This is a genomic window from uncultured Microbacterium sp. (genome assembly GCF_947488465.1).
Classification (GTDB): Bacteria; Actinomycetota; Actinomycetes; order Actinomycetales; family Microbacteriaceae; genus Microbacterium.
On record NZ_CANKZA010000001.1, the window covers coordinates 678,454 to 696,169 of the forward strand.

At 67.6% G+C, this 17,716-nt stretch carries 12 protein-coding genes; 6 read left to right on the plus strand and 6 right to left on the minus strand.

Annotated features, from left to right (window positions below):
* Positions 1 to 21: 21 nt before the first annotated feature.
* From Q0653_RS03335 to Q0653_RS03345, 3 genes are all read right to left on the minus strand, one after another.
* Positions 22 to 1,260, minus strand: a complete 1,239-nt coding sequence (locus Q0653_RS03335) for an ammonium transporter (RefSeq protein ID WP_298742348.1) — start codon at positions 1,258 to 1,260, stop codon at positions 22 to 24.
* A gap of 195 nt (positions 1,261 to 1,455) precedes the next feature.
* Entirely contained in the window at positions 1,456 to 2,481 is a 1,026-nt protein-coding gene (gene zapE / locus Q0653_RS03340) for a cell division protein ZapE (RefSeq protein ID WP_298942548.1), read from the minus strand.
* Complete coding sequence (locus Q0653_RS03345; RefSeq protein WP_298942549.1) at positions 2,481 to 3,710, minus strand: alpha/beta fold hydrolase; 1,230 nt, start codon at positions 3,708 to 3,710, stop codon at positions 2,481 to 2,483. Before Q0653_RS03345 ends, zapE begins: the two co-directional genes overlap by 1 nt.
* Positions 3,711 to 3,801: 91 nt before the next feature.
* Between Q0653_RS03345 and Q0653_RS03350 the strand changes: the two genes are divergently transcribed.
* The 6 genes from Q0653_RS03350 to Q0653_RS03375 all read left to right on the plus strand — a co-directional run bounded on the left by Q0653_RS03350 (position 3,802) and on the right by Q0653_RS03375 (position 10,194).
* Positions 3,802 to 4,344 (plus strand): DUF3000 domain-containing protein, encoded by a 543-nt coding sequence (locus Q0653_RS03350; RefSeq protein ID WP_298742490.1) that lies wholly within the window; start codon positions 3,802 to 3,804, stop codon positions 4,342 to 4,344.
* Positions 4,337 to 5,533 carry a ribonuclease D gene (locus Q0653_RS03355; protein ID WP_298942550.1) on the plus strand — a complete coding sequence of 399 codons (1,197 nt, stop codon included), beginning with the start codon at positions 4,337 to 4,339 and terminating at the stop codon, positions 5,531 to 5,533. Before Q0653_RS03350 ends, Q0653_RS03355 begins: the two co-directional genes overlap by 8 nt.
* Positions 5,534 to 5,605: 72 nt before the next feature.
* The gene (locus Q0653_RS03360; RefSeq protein WP_298742344.1) at positions 5,606 to 6,808 is read left to right on the plus strand and encodes a thiolase family protein; all 1,203 of its coding nucleotides are present in this window, start codon (positions 5,606 to 5,608) and stop codon (positions 6,806 to 6,808) included.
* Between the two features lie 5 nt (positions 6,809 to 6,813).
* Complete coding sequence (locus Q0653_RS03365) at positions 6,814 to 8,952, plus strand: 3-hydroxyacyl-CoA dehydrogenase NAD-binding domain-containing protein (protein WP_298943113.1); 2,139 nt, start codon at positions 6,814 to 6,816, stop codon at positions 8,950 to 8,952.
* Between the two features lie 190 nt (positions 8,953 to 9,142).
* Complete coding sequence (locus Q0653_RS03370; RefSeq protein ID WP_298742343.1) at positions 9,143 to 9,853, plus strand: SPFH domain-containing protein; 711 nt, start codon at positions 9,143 to 9,145, stop codon at positions 9,851 to 9,853.
* Between the two features lie 20 nt (positions 9,854 to 9,873).
* The gene (locus tag Q0653_RS03375; protein WP_298942551.1) at positions 9,874 to 10,194 is read left to right on the plus strand and encodes a hypothetical protein; all 321 of its coding nucleotides are present in this window, start codon (positions 9,874 to 9,876) and stop codon (positions 10,192 to 10,194) included.
* Here Q0653_RS03375 and pepN read toward each other — a convergent pair.
* The 3 genes from pepN to Q0653_RS03390 form a co-directional block, all read right to left on the minus strand.
* Positions 10,179 to 12,677, minus strand: a complete 2,499-nt coding sequence (gene pepN / locus Q0653_RS03380; protein ID WP_298942552.1) for an aminopeptidase N — start codon at positions 12,675 to 12,677, stop codon at positions 10,179 to 10,181. The two genes, Q0653_RS03375 and pepN, sit on opposite strands and share 16 nt — an antisense overlap.
* Positions 12,678 to 12,794: 117 nt before the next feature.
* Entirely contained in the window at positions 12,795 to 14,741 is a 1,947-nt protein-coding gene (gene dxs, locus Q0653_RS03385) for a 1-deoxy-D-xylulose-5-phosphate synthase (protein ID WP_298942553.1), read from the minus strand.
* A gap of 83 nt (positions 14,742 to 14,824) precedes the next feature.
* Positions 14,825 to 17,662: an aconitate hydratase gene (locus Q0653_RS03390; protein ID WP_298942554.1), complete on the minus strand. Its 2,838-nt coding sequence runs from the start codon at positions 17,660 to 17,662 to the stop codon at positions 14,825 to 14,827.
* Between the last annotated feature and the right edge of the window lie 54 nt (positions 17,663 to 17,716).

Below are 17,716 nucleotides of genomic sequence, written 5' to 3' on the forward strand. Positions count from 1 at the left end.
AAGCGTGCTGTGTGATGCAGATCAGTCGACGAGCGCGTAGCCCTCTTCGCCGTGGACGACCGTGTCGATGCCGGCGATCTCGTCTTCGTTCTTCACGCGGAAGCCGATCGTCTTCTCGATGATCGTGCCGAGGACATAGGCGACGACGAAGGAGTAGATGGCGACAGCAACCGAGGCGATGATCTGGAGGAGCAGCTGGCCGCCGTTGCCGCCGGTGAACAGACCGGTGTCGATGGCGAAGAAGCCGAGGTACCAGCAACCGATGAAGCCACCGACCATGTGGATGCCGACGACGTCGAGCGAGTCATCGTAGCCGAGCTTCCACTTGAGCTCGATCGCCAGGGCGCAGACCGCACCGGCGACGAGACCGAGGACGAGAGCCCAGATCGGGTCGAGGTTGGCGCACGCAGGAGTGATCGCGACGAGACCGGCGACAGCGCCCGACGCAGCGCCGACCGACGTGGCCTTGCCGTCCTTGAGCTTCTCCACCAGGATCCAGCCGAGGATGGCCGCAGCCGTCGCACCCAGCGTGTTGACCACGATGAGGCCCGCACCCGTGTTCTCTTCACCGAGGAGGCCGAAGGTGCCCTCCGCGCCGGCGTTGAATCCGAACCAACCGAACCACAGGATCGCCGCGCCGAGCATGACGAGCGGCACGTTGTGCGGCTTCTGGATGCCCTTCTGGAAACCGACACGCTTGCCGAGAACCAGGGCGAGCGCGAGAGCAGCGGCACCGGCGTTGATGTGGACCGCAGTTCCACCGGCGTAGTCGATCGTGCTGTAGTCGAAGCCGAACGCGGCACCGAGGTTGTAGATCCACCCGCCCGCGCCCCAGACCCACGCAGCGACGGGGAAGTAGACGACCGTGGCCCAGATACCGGCGAACAGCAGCCATGCGCCGAACTTCGCACGGTCTGCGATCGCACCGGAGATCAGAGCGACGGTGATGATGGCGAACGTGGCGCCGAACGTGGCGCCGACGAGCGTTGCGCTGTCATAGCCGGCCAGGGCGAAGTTCTCGGTGAACGGGTTACCGGAGAACTGGAAGCCCCAGGTTTCGGTTTCCGAGATGCCGGACATGTTGAATCCAAAGAGGACCCACAGGACCGCGACGAGGCCCATGGCCCCGAAGCTGAGCATCATCATGCTGACGACGCTCTTGGCCTTGACGAGCCCTCCGTAGAAGAACGCCACACCGGGCGTCATGAACAGCACCAAGGCCGTTGCGGTGATCGACCAAGCGAAATTGCCTGAATCCATGAGTGTTCCTCATTCGTGTGTCGTGTTACTCAAGACCCCGGAGGCCGCAAGCATTCGGGAGTGCGGCTCTTCGGGCACGGCCCAGTCTGTCCACGTGCCGTTTCCTGGGGCATGCGTGTCGTGTTTCCGGATGGTTACGCGAGCACCCTGTGCGTAAACATCACGTTTCGCGACCCCGAGGATCGGCTACGGATCTCAGCTGTGCGTGAGCGCCATCAGCCGCGAGAGGGCCCGCAGGTACTTCTTCCGGTACCCACCGGCGAGCATTTCTTCGGAGAACACCTGGTCGACCGGCGTGCCGGTGGCGCGGAGCGGAATCTGCGCATCGTAGGCGCGGTCGACGAAAGCGACGAAGCGCAGGGCGGCCGACTGGTCTTCCAGCGTCGTCACGTCCCGGAGTCCGATGGTGCGGACACCGTCGATCACGCGCAGATACCGCGAGGGGTGCACGCCGGCGAGATGGCGGATGAGGTCGGCGAACGAGTCGTCCGACGTCGTTCCGGATGCCGCCGCCGCCGCGATGGCGTCGGCGTACGCGGCATCGTCCAACCGAATCGCGTGTCCGTCGAGGGCACGCTGACGGTAGTCGGTGCCGTCAATGCGGATCGTCTGGAAGCTCGCCGACATCGCGTGGATCTCGCGCAGGAAATCCTGCGCGGCGAAACGTCCCTCGCCCAGCGCGTTGGGCGGGGTGTTCGACGTGGCCGCCAGTCGGGTGCCGGTCGGCACGAGCTCGCCCAGAAGCCTCGTCATCACCATGGTGTCGCCCGGATCGTCGAGCTCGAACTCGTCGATGCACAGCAGATCGGCCCCGCGGAAGAGTTCGACGGTCTTCTGATAACCGAGCGCCCCGACGAGCGCGGTGTATTCGATGAATGATCCGAAGTACTTCCGGCGCGCGGGCATGGCGTGGTAGATCGAGGCGAGCAGGTGGGTCTTGCCCACACCGAAGCCGCCGTCCACGTACACGCCCGGCTTCATCTCGGGGGCCTTCTTGGCCCGCCGGAACAGCCCGCCGCGCTCGGCGGGAGCTCCCCCGCGCGCGAAGTTCACAAGGAGGTCTTTCGCCTCCTGCTGCGACGGATACTGGGGGTCGACGCGGTAGGTCTCGAAGGTCGCGCCGTCGAATTGCGGCGGCGGCACAAGAGCGGCCACCATGTCGGTTCCGGTCACCTGTGGGTTCCGGTCGCTCAAGTGCACGATTCCGGGCGCGGCGCTCATCACTCGTCAACCCTAGACCGGGGCACCGTACCGCTGAGTTCGTGCCGGTCGAGCCACTCTTCGATCGCGAGCGTCCACCGGTCCTGGTCGTAGTTCCAGAGCTTCGTGTGTCGCGCCGTGTCGAAGACCTGCAGGTCGACGAGATCGGGACGGGCATCGGCGAGCTGGTGCGACGCATCCGAGGGCACGAACCCGTCGTCATCGCTGTGGAGGATGAGGAGAGGATGCCGGAGCTCCCCCGCGCGCGCCACGACATCGAGCCGGTCGAACGGGATCGCCGCACCTGCGCCGGTCGCCCCACTGGTCCAGTCGGCCCGCAGCGCACCGATGGTGAGATCTGCGACGGGAGCCGGGAGGCCGAGCAACCGCGCCTGGAAGGACAGGACGATCCGCCAGTCGACGACCGGCGAATCGAGCGCGACTCCCACGATCCTCTCCCGGTGAGCCGAGCCGAGCGCCGCCTGCAGCGCGATCGCCCCGCCCATCGACCACCCCATCAGGATGATGCGCGCAGCGCCGCGGCTTCGTGCCCAGGTGATGGCGGCATCGATGTCGCGCCACTCCGTCGCCCCCAGCGCGTAGGTACCGGTTCGCGACCTCGGAGCATCGCCGTCGTTGCGGTAGGACACGAGGAGCGAGGTGATTCCGCGGGCGTGGAAGAGCGGCACCGCGCGCAGGCACTCGGCGCGGGTCGTCCCCCGCCCGTGGATCTGGATCACCCACGTGTCGGCGTCGCCGTTCGCCGGGAACTCCCAGGCCGGACACGGCCCCAGCGCCGCGGGGATCTGCACGTCGTGGAACGGAAGGTGCAGCTCTTCAGGGCGTTGGTAGTACCACCCGCTGAACGCGGCCTCGGCGCCGAGCTGCGAACGGAGGTCCACGTGGGTCAACAGCTTCCGCTTGACCGTCGTGTCGGTCTCCGCAAGGACAGAGCCGAGTTTGAGGTAGTCGGCTGTGCCCGTCGTGAACAGCCCGTATCGGCCGGGGAGCGTCGTGTCGGGCGTGCGACCCAGAGTGATGGTCTGAGCGGCGACATCGACATCGACGATGCGGGTGTCGGGCCGGCGGCCGGCCGGCGTCACGACGCGCCGGGCCATCCTGAGTGAGACGAACGAGATCATCGCGAGCACGCCGACAAGAGCCGACGCGAGTGTGACCGTGAGGGTACGCAGAAGCGCGAACTCCCGGAGTGGTGCGCTCCCGGGAACGGCGCGCCTGGATGCCATCATCGCCCCACCAGCCTAGTCTGTCGACGTGGATGAATCCCGTCCGTCGGCCGGTTTCACGGCCTTCCCCGCAGTAGCCGACGCTCTGCGTGCCATGACGTTTCGGTCGGACTTCACCGTGCGCGAGATGCCCGCTCCGGCGTCACTGGCACCCGACGCCATCGCTCTGGCCGGTGACGTCCGCCAGGGCGCCCACGCAGTCGATTCCGAGTACGGGACCGGACGGTTCATTCTGCTGCACGACGTCGACGAGCCGGATGCGTGGGGTGGGCCGTGGCGGGTCGTCTGTTTTGCCCAGGCGCCGCTCGAACCGGAGATCGGCACCGACCCGCTGTTGGTCGATGTCGCGTGGTCGTGGCTCGTCGACGCGCTTCGCGCCCGCGGCGCGGAATTCGATGCGGCATCCGGAACCGCCACCAAGACGCTCTCGAAGGGGTTCGGCACGCTCGCGGCGGAGGGTGACGGCGCGCAGATCGAACTCCGCGCATCGTGGTCACCCGCGGGCGACCTGACGGCGCACGTGGATGCGTGGGCCGAACTCGTCTGCATGCTGGCCGGACTCCCCCCGGGGTCCGAGGACATCGCTCTCTTCGCCGCGCGGAAGCCCGCCGGCACGCACAGGAACACACGTGGCTGAATACACCGTCATCTCCGATCAGGCGGGGCTGGGCGACGCCGCCGCGCTGCTCTCCGCCGGGACAGGTCCCGCGGCGGTCGACGTCGAACGCGCGTCGGGCTTCCGCTACTCGCAGCGCGCCTACCTCATCCAGGTCTTCCGTCGGGGCGCGGGGGTCTTCCTCTTCGACCCGCCCGCGATCGGCGACATGTCCCCGCTGCAGGAGGCGATCGGCGGCGTGGAGTGGATTCTGCACGCCGCAAGCCAGGACCTCCCTTCGCTGCGGGAAGCGCATCTCGATCCCCCGTCGATCTTCGACACCGAACTGGCGGCCCGTCTGCTGGGTCATGACCGCGTCGGCCTCGGGGCCGTCGTCGAAGACACGCTCGGCATCACCCTCGCCAAGGCGCACTCCGCGGCTGATTGGTCCACACGTCCGCTTCCCCAGTCGTGGCTCGAATATGCCGCGCTCGATGTCCTCCACCTCGTCGACGTCTACGACGTACTGCTGGAGGAGCTGCATGAGCAAGACAAACTCGAGATCGCCGATCAGGAGTTCGAGACCGTCCGCACGCGCCCGCTCAAGCCGCCACGGGAAGACCCGTGGCGGCGCCTCAGCGGATTGCACACCGTGCGCGGCCGCCGCGCGCTCGCCGTGGCGCGGGCCCTGTGGACCGCGCGCGAGGAGTTCGCGCGCGAAGAGGATGTGTCTCCTGGACGGCTCGTCCCCGACCGGGCACTCGTTGCGGCAATAGCGGCAGATCCGGCATCCAAGGGAGACCTTGCGCGCCTGAAGGAGTTCAACGGCCGCGCCAGCCGCACCCAGCTCGACCGGTGGTGGGCGGCGATCGAGGCGGGCCGTGCCGACCCGGTTCTGCCCCCCGAACGCGTTCCCGGCGACGGGATGCCGCCACCCCGTGCCTGGATCGATCGCAATCCCGCGGCGGACGCGCGCCTGAAAGCCGCGCGCCCGCGCGTCGAGGCGATCGCGGAAGAACTCCACATGCCGACGGAGAACCTCCTCACCCCCGACACACTTCGTCGCATCGCGTGGACCCCGCCCGAGACGGTGGATGCGGCATCCATCGCCGACGCCCTGGCCGCGCACGGCGCCCGTCCCTGGCAGATCACCCACACGGCGGCCGAGATCGCTGCGGCGTTTGTCGAATCCGTGCAGGCCCCCGCGGAGGACACCGCACCCATGTCGTAGAGACTCCCCAACCGACTCCGCGGGACTCAGTCCCACGGTAGGCTGGACTCAATCCCAAACTTTGGAGGCAGTGTGGCCGAGATGTCGGACGTCTGGTTCGTCGATGGAGTGCGTACCCCCTTCGGGCGCGCCGGCGAAAAGGGCATGTACTGGAACACCCGTGCCGATGACCTCGCCGTGAAGGCGACCATCGGTCTCATGGAACGCAACGGCGGTCTTCCCGCCGACCGCGTCGACGACGTCGCGATCGCCGCGACCAGCCAGACCGGCGAACAGGGCCTGACCCTGGGCCGATCCGTGGCGATCCTTGCGGGCCTCCCCCAGACGGTGCCCGGCTTCGCGATCGACCGCATGTGCGCGGGCGCGATGACGAGTGTCGCCATGATGGGCGGCGCAATCGGCTCCGGTATGTACGACGTCGCCCTCGCCGGCGGCGTCGAGCACATGGGTCACTACCCCATTGGCGGCAATGCCGACCCCAACCCTCGCTTCGTCGCGGAGAAGATGGTCGACCCGGGCGCCCTCAACATGGGTGTGACCGCCGAGCGCATCTTCGACCGCTTTCCGCAGTTGACGAAGGAGCGCAGCGACCGATTCGGCATGCTGAGCCAGCACAAGGCGCAGGCCGCCTACGACGCAGGCAAGTTCCAACCTGACCTCGTCTCGGTGGCCATCAAGGGCGCTGACGGCGCCTGGGGCCTGGCGACCGAAGACGAAGGGCGTCGCCCGCAGACCACGATGGACGACCTCGCGGCGTTGAAGACCCCGTTCCGTCCGCACGGCCGGGTCACGGCCGGTACCTCATCCCCCCTCACCGATGGCGCGACGATGTCGCTGCTGGCCGGCGGCGGCGCGGTGAAGGAACTGGGCCTGAAGCCCAAGATGCGAATGGTCTCGTTCGCGTTCGCCGGGGTCCAGCCCGAAATCATGGGCATCGGGCCGATCCCGTCGACCGAGAAGGCGTTGCGGAAGGCCGGCCTGTCGATTTCCGACATCGGCCTATTCGAGCTCAACGAGGCGTTCGCGGTGCAGGTCATCTCGCTGCTCGATCATTTCGGCATCGCCGATGACGACCCCCGCGTCAACCAGTGGGGCGGTGCCATCGCGCTCGGCCATCCGCTCGCCGCCAGTGGTGTGCGCCTCATGATCCAGCTCGCAGCGCAGTTCGCCGAACGGCCCGATGTCCGGTACGGCCTCACGGCGATGTGCGTCGGCCTGGGCCAGGGTGGCTCGGTCATCTGGGAGAACCCGCACTACAACGGAAAGAAGCGGTGACCGCGATGACGAACTACGACGACATCGACTTCGCGCCCATTCAGGCACTCACCGAGGGAGAGGTGATCACGCACTCGCTCGTGCGCGACATCACCCTGCCCAGCGGCAAGGTTCTCGCGCTCATCACCCTCGACAACGGCCGGGACCACACCCGTCCGAACACCCTGGGCCCGGCGACCCTCACCGAGCTCGGTGAGACGCTCGCGACGCTGCGGGCGCGCGCCGCCGCCGGCGAGATCCACGCCGTCGCGATCACCGGCAAGCAGTACATCATGGCCGCCGGCGCCGACCTCTCCGACATCACCAAGGTCGGGTCCCGGGACAACGCCAAGCTCATCGCCCAACTCGGACACAAGGTCCTCGGCACACTCGGCGAGCTCGGCGTGCCCTCCTTCGCGTTCGTCAACGGGCTCGCCCTCGGCGGCGGGCTCGAAATCGCGCTGAACTCGACCTATCGCACCGTGGATGCGTCCGCAGCGGCGATCGCGCTCCCCGAGGTCTTCCTCGGCATCATCCCCGGCTGGGGCGGCGCGTACCTGCTGCCGAACCTCATCGGCATCGAGAATGCCCTCGAGGTCGTCATCTCCAACCCGCTCAAGCAGAACCGGATGCTGAAGCCCCAGCAGGCGTTCGACTACGGCATCTTCGACGCCATCTTCCCCACCGCGACCTACCTGGAAAGCTCCCTCGCGTGGGCTGATCGCGTCCTCACCGGAGCGGTCAAGGTCGACCGGAAGAACGAGCCCGGCAAGATCGAACGCGCCGTCAAGTGGCCCGTCGCGATCAAGATGGCGCGCGGCATGCTCGAATCCAAGATCGGAACTGTCCCCCGCTCGCCTTATGTCGCCCTCGACCTGCTCGAGAAGGCAAAGAGCGGCACCAAAGCGGAAGGCTTCGCCCGCGAAGACGACGCGCTTGCGGATCTCGTCACGGGTGACCAGTTCGCGGCATCCATGTACGCGTTCGACCTCGTGCAGAGGCGCGCGAAGCGACCCGTCGGCGCACCGGACAAGGCCCTGGCCAAGAAGGTCACCAAGGTCGGCATCATCGGCGCCGGCCTGATGGCGAGCCAGTTCGCACTGCTGTTCGTGCGGAAGCTTCAGGTGCCCGTCCTGATCACCGACCTCGACCAGGCACGCGTCGACAAGGGTGTCGCCTACATCCACGACGAGATCGGGAAGCTCGAGGCCAAGGGCCGGCTCGACGGCGACGCCGCGAACCGCCTGCGCGCGCTCGTGACCGGAACGACCGACAAGAGCCTGTTCGCCGACTGCGATTTCGTCATCGAAGCCGTCTTCGAAGAGGTCGGCGTGAAGCAGGCCGTGTTCGGCGAGATCGAGAAGATCGTCGCCGAGGACGCCGTGCTCGCCACCAACACCTCGTCGCTGTCGGTCGAGGAGATCGGGGCCAAGCTCGCGCACCCCGAGCGCCTTGTCGGCTTCCACTTCTTCAACCCGGTGGCGGTCATGCCCTTGATCGAGATCGTGAAGACACCGCAGACGACGGATGCGGCACTCTCGACGGCGTTCGTCGTTGCTCGCGGGCTCGGCAAGAACGCCGTGCTCACCGCCGATGCGCCCGGCTTCGTCGTCAACCGTCTGCTGGCCAAGGTCATGGGCGAGGCCGCGCGTGCCGTGTACGAGGGCACCCCGGTCGCCGAGGTCGAGAAGGCCTTCGGCCCGCTCGGCCTGCCGATGGGACCGTTCCAGTTGATCGACCTCGTGGGCTGGAAGGTCGCCGCGCACGTGCAGGACACCATGGTGCGCGCGTTCCCGGATCGTTTCTACGCGAACGAGAATTTCCACGTGTTGGCCGAACTTCCCGAGGTCGTCGAAAAGGACAAGGGTGGGCGCGTCACCGGCTTCACCAAAGCCGCGCAGAAGGCTCTCGCCGGCGTCGGATCATCACCGGCGTCCGCCGAGACGATTCTGCGTCGCGTGCAGGACGGTCTCGCGCACGAGATCAAGCTCATGCTCGACGAGGGGGTCGTCCCCGAGGTCGAAGACATCGACCTGTGCCTGATCCTCGGCGCCGGCTGGCCGTTCATCGACGGTGGGGCGTCGCCCTACCTCGACCGCGAGGGAGCGTCCGAACGCACCTTCGGCGCAACGTTCCACACCCCGCCGATCCGCGGCATCCACTAACCCGAAGAACGGTTCGCAGAAACGGATCGGGACACCAGAATCGGATGCCGCGGCTCGCCGGCATCCGATTCTGCGTACGGGAGACGAATCCGCTCCCCGTGGGCGAACACTCGATGACGACTCGGGGAAGGATCGGTGCGCCGGGCCGGATGTGTACGGATGAGGGCGGCGCGCGCGGCATCCTGGCTCTGTGATCGAAACCATCACCTCTGTGTTCGGTACCGGCAGCATGAACTCGCTGATCAAGACCGGTGGGGCGGTGCTGACGGTGCTACTCGTCGTGCCGGCCCTGTTCAAGCTGCTGATCGTGACGATCGACGAGGGCGAAGCCGCCATCCGCACGCGCAACGGACGCCCGATCGTTCGCAAACGCGCCCGTGCGGGTCATGCCGCCGGTGAAGTGGTGGTGCTGCGCCCGGGGTCCCACGCGGTCTTTCCCATCCTCGCGTGGTACCGCCGAGTCGACACGCGCGTGCGCTCCACCGATCTGCCCGCTCGCCAGCTCACCGGCAGCGCCGGGCAACAACACCTGGTCCACGCCTCCTTCGATTGGCGTCCGTTCGTCACCGGTACCGATCTGCGCGTGTTCGAACTCGAGGTCGTCCATGTGACCGAACGCACGGGAAACATCGTCGGCGCCGCCCTGCGCGATCTCGTCCGCAGTGATGGGCGCCTTGAATTGCCGATGAACGCCGAGCTATCCGCGTCGCTCGTGGAGGCATGCGCGACGAAGGTGCGCGCGGCCTGCGGTATCGAGCTGTTGTCCGTTGTGATCACGGGCGACGCCCTGACCGACGGCTACCTCCTCTCGACCGCCCTGTCGGCCGCACCCGCCGCTGACGATCTCAGCGCCGCACGCGCCGCCGCCGTCCTGTCGGCGCACCTCACGCGCACCGCGTGACCCCGCGCTAGCGTGGACGCATGATTTCGCCCGCGCCCGCCGCGCCACGGATGGGCGTGCACCTCGCTGCCTTCACCGCGTTCGGCGCCGTCGTGGGAGCCGCGACGACCGCCGCGGTCCAGGTCCTCTTGAGCGGCATGAATCCGTTCGACGGCCCCCTACTACTGGCCACACTCGTCAACGCCGTGGCATCCGCCGCTGCCGTCGCCCTGGGGTCGCGCAGCACCGCGCGACGTGCTCTCGGGCTCGGACCCGCGCGCACACACGATCCCGACGCGGTCGCCGAAGACGCGAACGTGCGCTCGGCGAGCCGACACGCGAGCGATCACCCCGCGGACTGAGCCGACCGCACGCGGAGCGCGCGGACGAGCCCGTCGCGCTGCTCGATGACCAAGCGGCGCAGCGACGCGGGCGCGTCGGCGTTCGCCGCGAGCCAGGCGTCCACATCCACAAGCGAATCGGATGCCGGGAACAAGCCGACGACGAGCCTCCGCGCGATCTCGATACTCCGCTCCGACCACACCGGACGGATCCGCGCGAAATAGTCAGGGTCATGAGCGGCGATGAGATCGCGACGACCGCCCGCACGCACACCGGCGATCGTCGCATCGAGGTGATCGTTCGAGAGCGACTCATCGGTCCATGCTGCCTGCCACGCAGCGGCGCGGATGCCGGCATCCGGCCGCGCCGCGAGCACGGTGCGGTGGCGAGAGTGCCCACTGGCCGACGGATCACGGGCGAGCTCGGCGTCGGCTTCGACGGGACCGGCATGTCCTGTTGCGGCCAGGGCGATGAGCCAACTCCACCGCAGGTCGGGGTCCAGGGCCAGGCCGGCAGGCCCCGCGGTCTCGCCCCGCATGATGGCACCGATGTCCGCGGCACGCTCGCCCGTCATGCTCGCCGCTGCGCCGACGCCGCGCGCCCACGCGAGTTGCGCATCGCTTCCTGGCGCGGCCGCGTGGAGAGCACTCCAGGCGACCTCGAGCCAGCCGCGGGCGAGACCCGCGCGATCGTCCTCCCGCGCGTAGCGCGAGATCGCGAAGCCGGTGTGCACGATCGCGTCTGCGAGGAGGGCGACATTCGGCTCCGACCGCGCGTGCCGGCTCACGATCTCGACGTAGCGGCGCACCGGAAGCTCGCCATCACGAACCGCGTTCCACAGCGCCGCCCAGATGACGGCGCGGGTGACGGCGTCATCAATCGACGACAGACCGCGGGCCACGGCATCCGTCGACCGCTCGTCGAGTCGCACCTTCGCGTAGGTGCGGTCATCGTCGTTCGGGACGATCAGATCCGCGTCCGGCAGCACCGGCGCCGACAGCGGCGTGCGGGGCGCATCGATGTCGAGCTCGACCCGCGCGCGGCGGAGGAGACGGTCGCCCTCGAAGGCGTAGAGACCGACCGTCAGCCGGTGCGGACGCGGAGCGGTCTGCACGAGTGTCCGTGTGTCGCCGCGTTCGACACGGATCTCCGACATCCCTGTCGTCTGCAACCACGCGTCGCTCCACGCGGTCAAGTCGCGGCCGGATGACGCCTCCAGCGCGGTGAGAAGGTCGGCGAGGGTCGTATTGCCGAACGCGTGATCGGCGAAGTACCGCTGGGCGCCCCGGAAGAACGCCTCTTCGCCGACGAACGCGACCAGCTGTTTCAGCACCGACGCTCCCTTCGCGTACGTGATGCCGTCGAAGTTCAGCTTCGCCGCTTCGAGGTCGGTGATGTCCGCGACGATCGGATGCGTCGTCGGCAGCTGATCCTGCTCATACGCCCAGCCTTTGCGCCGGCTCGCGAAGCTGACCCAGGCATCCGGAAACGCTCCGGTCGCGACATTCGCGTGCGCACCCATGAAGTCGGCGAACGACTCCTTGAGCCAGAGGTCGTCCCACCAGCGCATCGTGACGAGATCGCCGAACCACATGTGCGCCATCTCGTGCAAAATCGTGTTCGCGCGGGCCTCGCGTTGCGCGGCGGTTGCCTTACCGCGGAAGACGTAGCTCTCGGTGAAGGTCACGAGACCCGGATTCTCCATGGCGCCGAGGTTGTACTCGGGGACGAAGATCTGGTCATACTTCCCCCACGGATACGCGTAGGCGAACGCGGTGCCGTAGTAGTCCAAGCCCCGTCGCGTGACGTCGAGGATCTCCTGGGCATCGAGGTGTGGTGCGAGCGATGCACGGCAGAGCACGCCGAGCGCGACCGAGTGTCCGGCGCCCTCCCACGCCCCGTCGACGCGGTGATACGGTCCCGCGGCGACAGCGGTGATGTAGCTCGACAGCGGCAGCGTCTCGGCGAAGGCGACGCGCACTCCCCCGTCGACCGGGGTGCGCGCCGATTCCGGCCCGTTCGAGAGCACCTCCCACCCTTCCGGCGCGGTGACGGTGAAGCGCCACCGTGCCTTCAGGTCCGGCTGCTCCATGCACGGGTATACGCGGCGACAGTCCGCGGGCTCGTACTGCGTGTAGAGGTAGACCTCATCGTCGACGGGGTCGCGGAACCTGTGCAGGCCCTCTCCCGAGGAGCTGTAGCGGCCGCGGCCGCGGACGATCACCGTGTTGTGTGCCGCAAGCCCGGAGATCCGGACCCGGGCCCCGTCCCAGTCGACCGCCTGCGGCACCCCATTGATCACGACGTCATCGACTGACGCGCCGATGAAGTCGATCCAGGTCTCGGCGACGGTCGCCGCGAAGACGAGGGTGGATGCTGCAGGGAAGGTCGCGGCATCCGTCTTCGGCGCATCGCGCAGATCGAGGTCGACGTCGACGGTCTCGAGGTGGATGCCGGCGGCACGCGCCGCGGTCTCCTCGCGGGTCAGATTGGCGGAGCTCATCCTTCCATGCTGTCACGCAGAGCCCGCGCTACCGACGACACGGCAGATCCCCGCCGAGGCGCCCCGCGTCGCGTCGCGTCTCAACGGGGAACTCGCGTCTCACGGGGTGACAGCGCGTCAGCGCTCCTGCGGCTCGGTCACCGTCCATACCGCGCCGGTGTCGGCGGACGGGCGAGCGACGGGGATGCGGGTGCCGAGTACCTGAGCGACGACGTCCTGCGCGATCTTCGCTGCGGAAAGCCCGGCATCCGCGAGAATCTGCTCCCGCGTGGCGTGGTCGATGAACTCGTCCGGCAGTCCGAGTTCGTCGACCGCGGTGTCGACGCCCGCTTCACGCAGCACCTGGCGCACGCGAGTGCCCACACCGCCGACGCGGATGCCGTCCTCAATCGTGATCACGAGCCGATGAGAGCGCGCGAGCTCGACGATCGACGGTTGTACCGGAATCGCCCAGCGCGGATCGACGACCGTCGCGCCGATTCCCTGTGCGCGCAGCCGAGACGCGACATCCATCGCGAGGTGGGCCATCGGCCCGATCCCCACCAGGAGCACGTCCTCGCCCCCGTCCCGGTAAAGCACATCGGTCCCGTCAGCGCGGCGCTCGATCGCCGGCAGCTCCGCGCCCACCGTGCCCTTCGGGAACCGCACGACCGTGGGCCCGTCCGACACCTCGATTGCCTCGTCGAACTCTTCGCGCAGACGCACGGCATCTCTCGGCACGGCGATGCGGATGCCGGGAACCAGTTGCAGCATCGCGAGATCCCAGATGCCGTGGTGACTGGGCCCATCGGGACCCGTCACGCCAGCCCGGTCGAGCACGAACGTGACGCCGGCCTTGTGCAGCGCGACATCCATCATGACCTGATCGAACGCGCGGTTCATGAAGGTCGCGTAGATCGCCACGACCGGGTGCAGTCCGCCGAACGCCATGCCCGCGGCGGAGGCGGCAGCGTGCTGCTCAGCGATCCCGACATCGTAGACACGCTCCGGGAACTGCTGGGCGAAGGGCTGCAGTCCGGTGGGCCGGAGCATGGCCGCGGTGATCGCGATGACATCCTCACGGCGCTCCCCGGCATCCACAAGCGCGTCGGAGAAGACATCCGTCCACGCGACCGAGGAGGACCCGCCGAGCGGCGCACCCGTGCGCGGATCGATCTTGCCGACCGCGTGGAACTGGTCGGCTTCGTCGTTGCGGGCGGGCTCGTAGCCGCGCCCCTTCTCGGTGATGACGTGCACGATCACCGGCGCCCCGTGCTCTTTTGCGAGCGTGAGCGTTTCGGTCAACGCCTCGAGATCGTGCCCGTCGATCGGGCCGAGGTACTTGATGTCGAGATTGGAATACAGGGCTTCGTTGTTCGTGAAGCGGGAGAGGAATCCGTGCGTGCCGCCGCGCACACCGCGGTAGACGGCACGCCCGGCTGGTCCGAGGCGGCGGAAGAACGTGGCCGATCCGCGGCGGAGGCTCTCATACCCGTCGGTCGTGCGGACGCGGTTGAGATAGCGCGCCATGCCGCCGATCGTCGGTGCGTACGAACGGCCGTTGTCGTTGACGACGATGACGAGGTTGCGCTCGTTGTCGTCGGAGATGTTGTTGAGCGCCTCCCACGTCATTCCGCCCGTGAGAGCGCCGTCGCCGACGACGGCCACGACGTGGCGGTCTTTGCGGCCCGTGCGGGTGAAGGCGCGCGAGATGCCGTCCGCCCAGCTCAGCGAACTCGAGGCGTGCGAGGACTCGACGACGTCGTGTCCGCTTTCGGAACGCTGCGGGTAGCCGGCAAGGCCGCCGCGGGAACGGAGATCGGTGAAGTCCTGTCGCCCCGTGAGGAGCTTGTGCACGTAAGACTGGTGACCCGTGTCGAACACGATCGGGTCGTTCGGCGAATCGAAGACGCGGTGCAGGGCGATCGTCAGTTCGACCACGCCGAGGTTCGGACCGAGGTGTCCCCCCGTGCGTGACACGTTCTCGACGAGGAAGTCCCGGACCTCCTGTGCGAGCTGGCCCAACTGCTCAGAGGAGAGGCCGTCGAGGTCGCGGGGACCGGTGATCGATGCGAGCACACTCATTCTCCGATTGTATGTGGCGGGTATGCGAAACGCCCCGGCATCCACACCCCCTTGCGGGAGCGGGTACCGGGGCGTTATGCGCGTCAGACGAGCGAGCGCAGCACGTACTGCAGGATGCCGCCGTTGCGGTAGTAGTCGGCTTCACCGGGCGTGTCGATGCGGACCTTCGCGTCGAACACGACGGTCTCCTTCCCCTCGGCCGAGAACTCGCTCGGCGCCGCGGTGACGGTCACGGTCTTCGGCGTGACACCGTCGTTGAGCTGCTCGAGACCCTCGATCGAGACGATCTCGGTGCCGTCGAGGCCCAGCGACTTCCACGACTGACCGTCGGGGAACTGCAGCGGGACCACGCCCATACCGATCAGGTTGGAACGGTGGATGCGCTCGAAGCTCTCGGTGATGACCGCCTTGACCCCGAGGAGGGACGTGCCCTTGGCCGCCCAGTCACGCGACGATCCCGAACCGTACTCCTTACCACCGAAGACGACGAGCGGAGTGCCCTGCGCCTGGTAGTTCTCGCACGCGTCGTAGATGTACGCCTGCGGCCCGTCGGGCTGCGTGAAGTCGCGGGTGTAGCCCCCCTCGACGATCTGCCCGTCGTTGACCGCCGCGACCAGCTCGTTCTTCAGGCGGATGTTCGCGAACGTGCCGCGGATCATGATCTCGTGGTTGCCACGGCGCGAGCCGTACGAGTTGAAGTCCTTCTGGCGAACACCGTGCTCTTCGAGATACTTCGCGGCCGGCGTGCCGATCTTGATGTTGCCGGCCGGCGAGATGTGGTCGGTGGTGACCGAGTCGCCAAGCGTCGCCATGACGCGGGCACCGGAGATGTCCGTGACCGGAGTCAAGTCCATCGACATGCCGTCGAAGTACGGCGCCTTGCGCACGTAGGTCGAGTCGGCATCCCATTCGAAGACGGGGCCGGTGGGCGTCGGCAGACTCGTCCACCGCTCGTCACCGTCGAAGACCGTGGCGTACTGCTTGATGAACTGCTCACGGGAGATCGACGAGTCGATGACCTCCTGCACCTCATCCGGCGTCGGCCAGATGTCCCGGAGAAACACATCGTTGCCGTCGTGGTCCTTGCCCAGCGCATCGGTCTCGAAGTCGAAGTGCATCGACCCGGCGAGGGCGTAGGCGACCACGAGCGGCGGCGACGCCAGGTAGTTCATCTTGACGTCGGGGCTGATGCGACCCTCGAAGTTGCGGTTTCCGGAGAGCACCGCGGTCACGGCGAGGTCGTTCTGGTTGATCGCCGCCGAGACCTCTTCGATGAGCGGTCCGGAGTTTCCGATGCAGATCGTGCAGCCATACCCGACCGTGAAGAAGCCGAGGTCCTCGAGAGACTTGTCCAGGCCCGACTTCTCGTAGTAGTCGGTGACGACCTTCGAACCCGGGCCGAGCGTGGTCTTGACCCAGGGCTTCTGCTTCAGACCCTTGTCGACGGCTTTCTTCGCGAGCAGACCCGCGGCCAACATCACCGACGGGTTCGACGTGTTCGTGCACGACGTGATCGCCGCGAGGGTGACCGCGCCGTTGTCGAGGAGGTACGTGGTGCCGTCGGGTGTCGTCACATTCACCGGGTTGGATGCCGCGGCCGGCGACCCGCTGGAGATGTGCACCTCGCGCGTCTCGGGCTCTTCGTCGCCGGGCGCGGAGCCGGGGTCGGAAGCCGGGAACGAGTGCTTCGACTCGAGGTCGACGATGTCGTTCGAGACCGACGCACTCGCGTAGTTGAGGATGTCCTTCTCGAACTGGGCCTTCGACTCCGAGAGCAGAATGCGGTCCTGCGGGCGCTTCGGGCCGGCGATGGAGGGAACGACGGTGGAGAGGTCGAGCTCCATGTACTCGCTGAACGTCGGCTCGAGCGACGGATCGTGCCAGAGCTTCTGCTCCTTGGCGTAGGCCTCGACGAGGGCGACGGCCTGCTCATCGCGACCGGTCAGACGCAGGTAGTCGAGCGTGACATCGTCGATCGGGAACATCGCGGCCGTCGAGCCGAACTCGGGGCTCATGTTGCCGATCGTCGCGCGGTTCGCAAGGGGCACGGAGCCGACCCCGGCGCCGTAGAACTCGACGAACTTACCCACCACGCCGTGCTCTCGCAGCATGTCGGTGATCGTCAGGACGACGTCGGTCGCGGTGACCCCGGCGGGGATCTCCCCCGTCAACTTGAAGCCGACGACGCGCGGAATCAGCATGGAAACGGGCTGGCCGAGCATCGCCGCCTCGGCCTCGATGCCTCCCACGCCCCACCCGAGCACGCCGAGGCCGTTGACCATAGTGGTGTGCGAGTCGGTGCCGACGCACGTGTCGGGGTAGGCGCGCAGCACGCCGTCACGGCCCGTGCGGTCGTAGATAACCTTCGCCAGGTGCTCGATGTTGACCTGGTGGACGATGCCGGTGCCCGGCGGAACCACCTTGAAGTCGTCGAATGCCGTCTGACCCCAGCGGAGGAACTGGTAACGCTCGCCGTTGCGCTCGTACTCGATCTCGACGTTGCGCTCGAGCGCGTTCTCGGAGCCGAACAGGTCGGCGATGACCGAGTGGTCGATGACCATCTCGGCGGGCGAGAGCGGGTTGATCTTGTTCGGGTCGCCGCCGAGGGCTGTGACGGCCTCGCGCATCGTGGCGAGGTCGACGATGCAGGGGACGCCGGTGAAGTCCTGCATCACGACGCGCGCGGGCGTGAACTGGATCTCGGTGTCGGGTTCCGCGTCGGCGTCCCAGCTGCCCAGCGCTTCGATCTGCGCCTTCGTGACGTTGGCGCCGTCTTCTGTGCGCAACAGGTTTTCGAGCAGGACCTTGAGGCTGAACGGAAGCCGCTCGTATCCGGCGACGGTGTCGACCCGATAGATCTCGTAGTCGGTCCCCCCGACGGTGAGGGTGCTCTTGGCTCCGAAGCTGTCAACAGTGGACACGTCTGTTCTCCTTCGTCGGCGGATGCAGCAGCGCGCGGCCCTGCTCTCCCATCT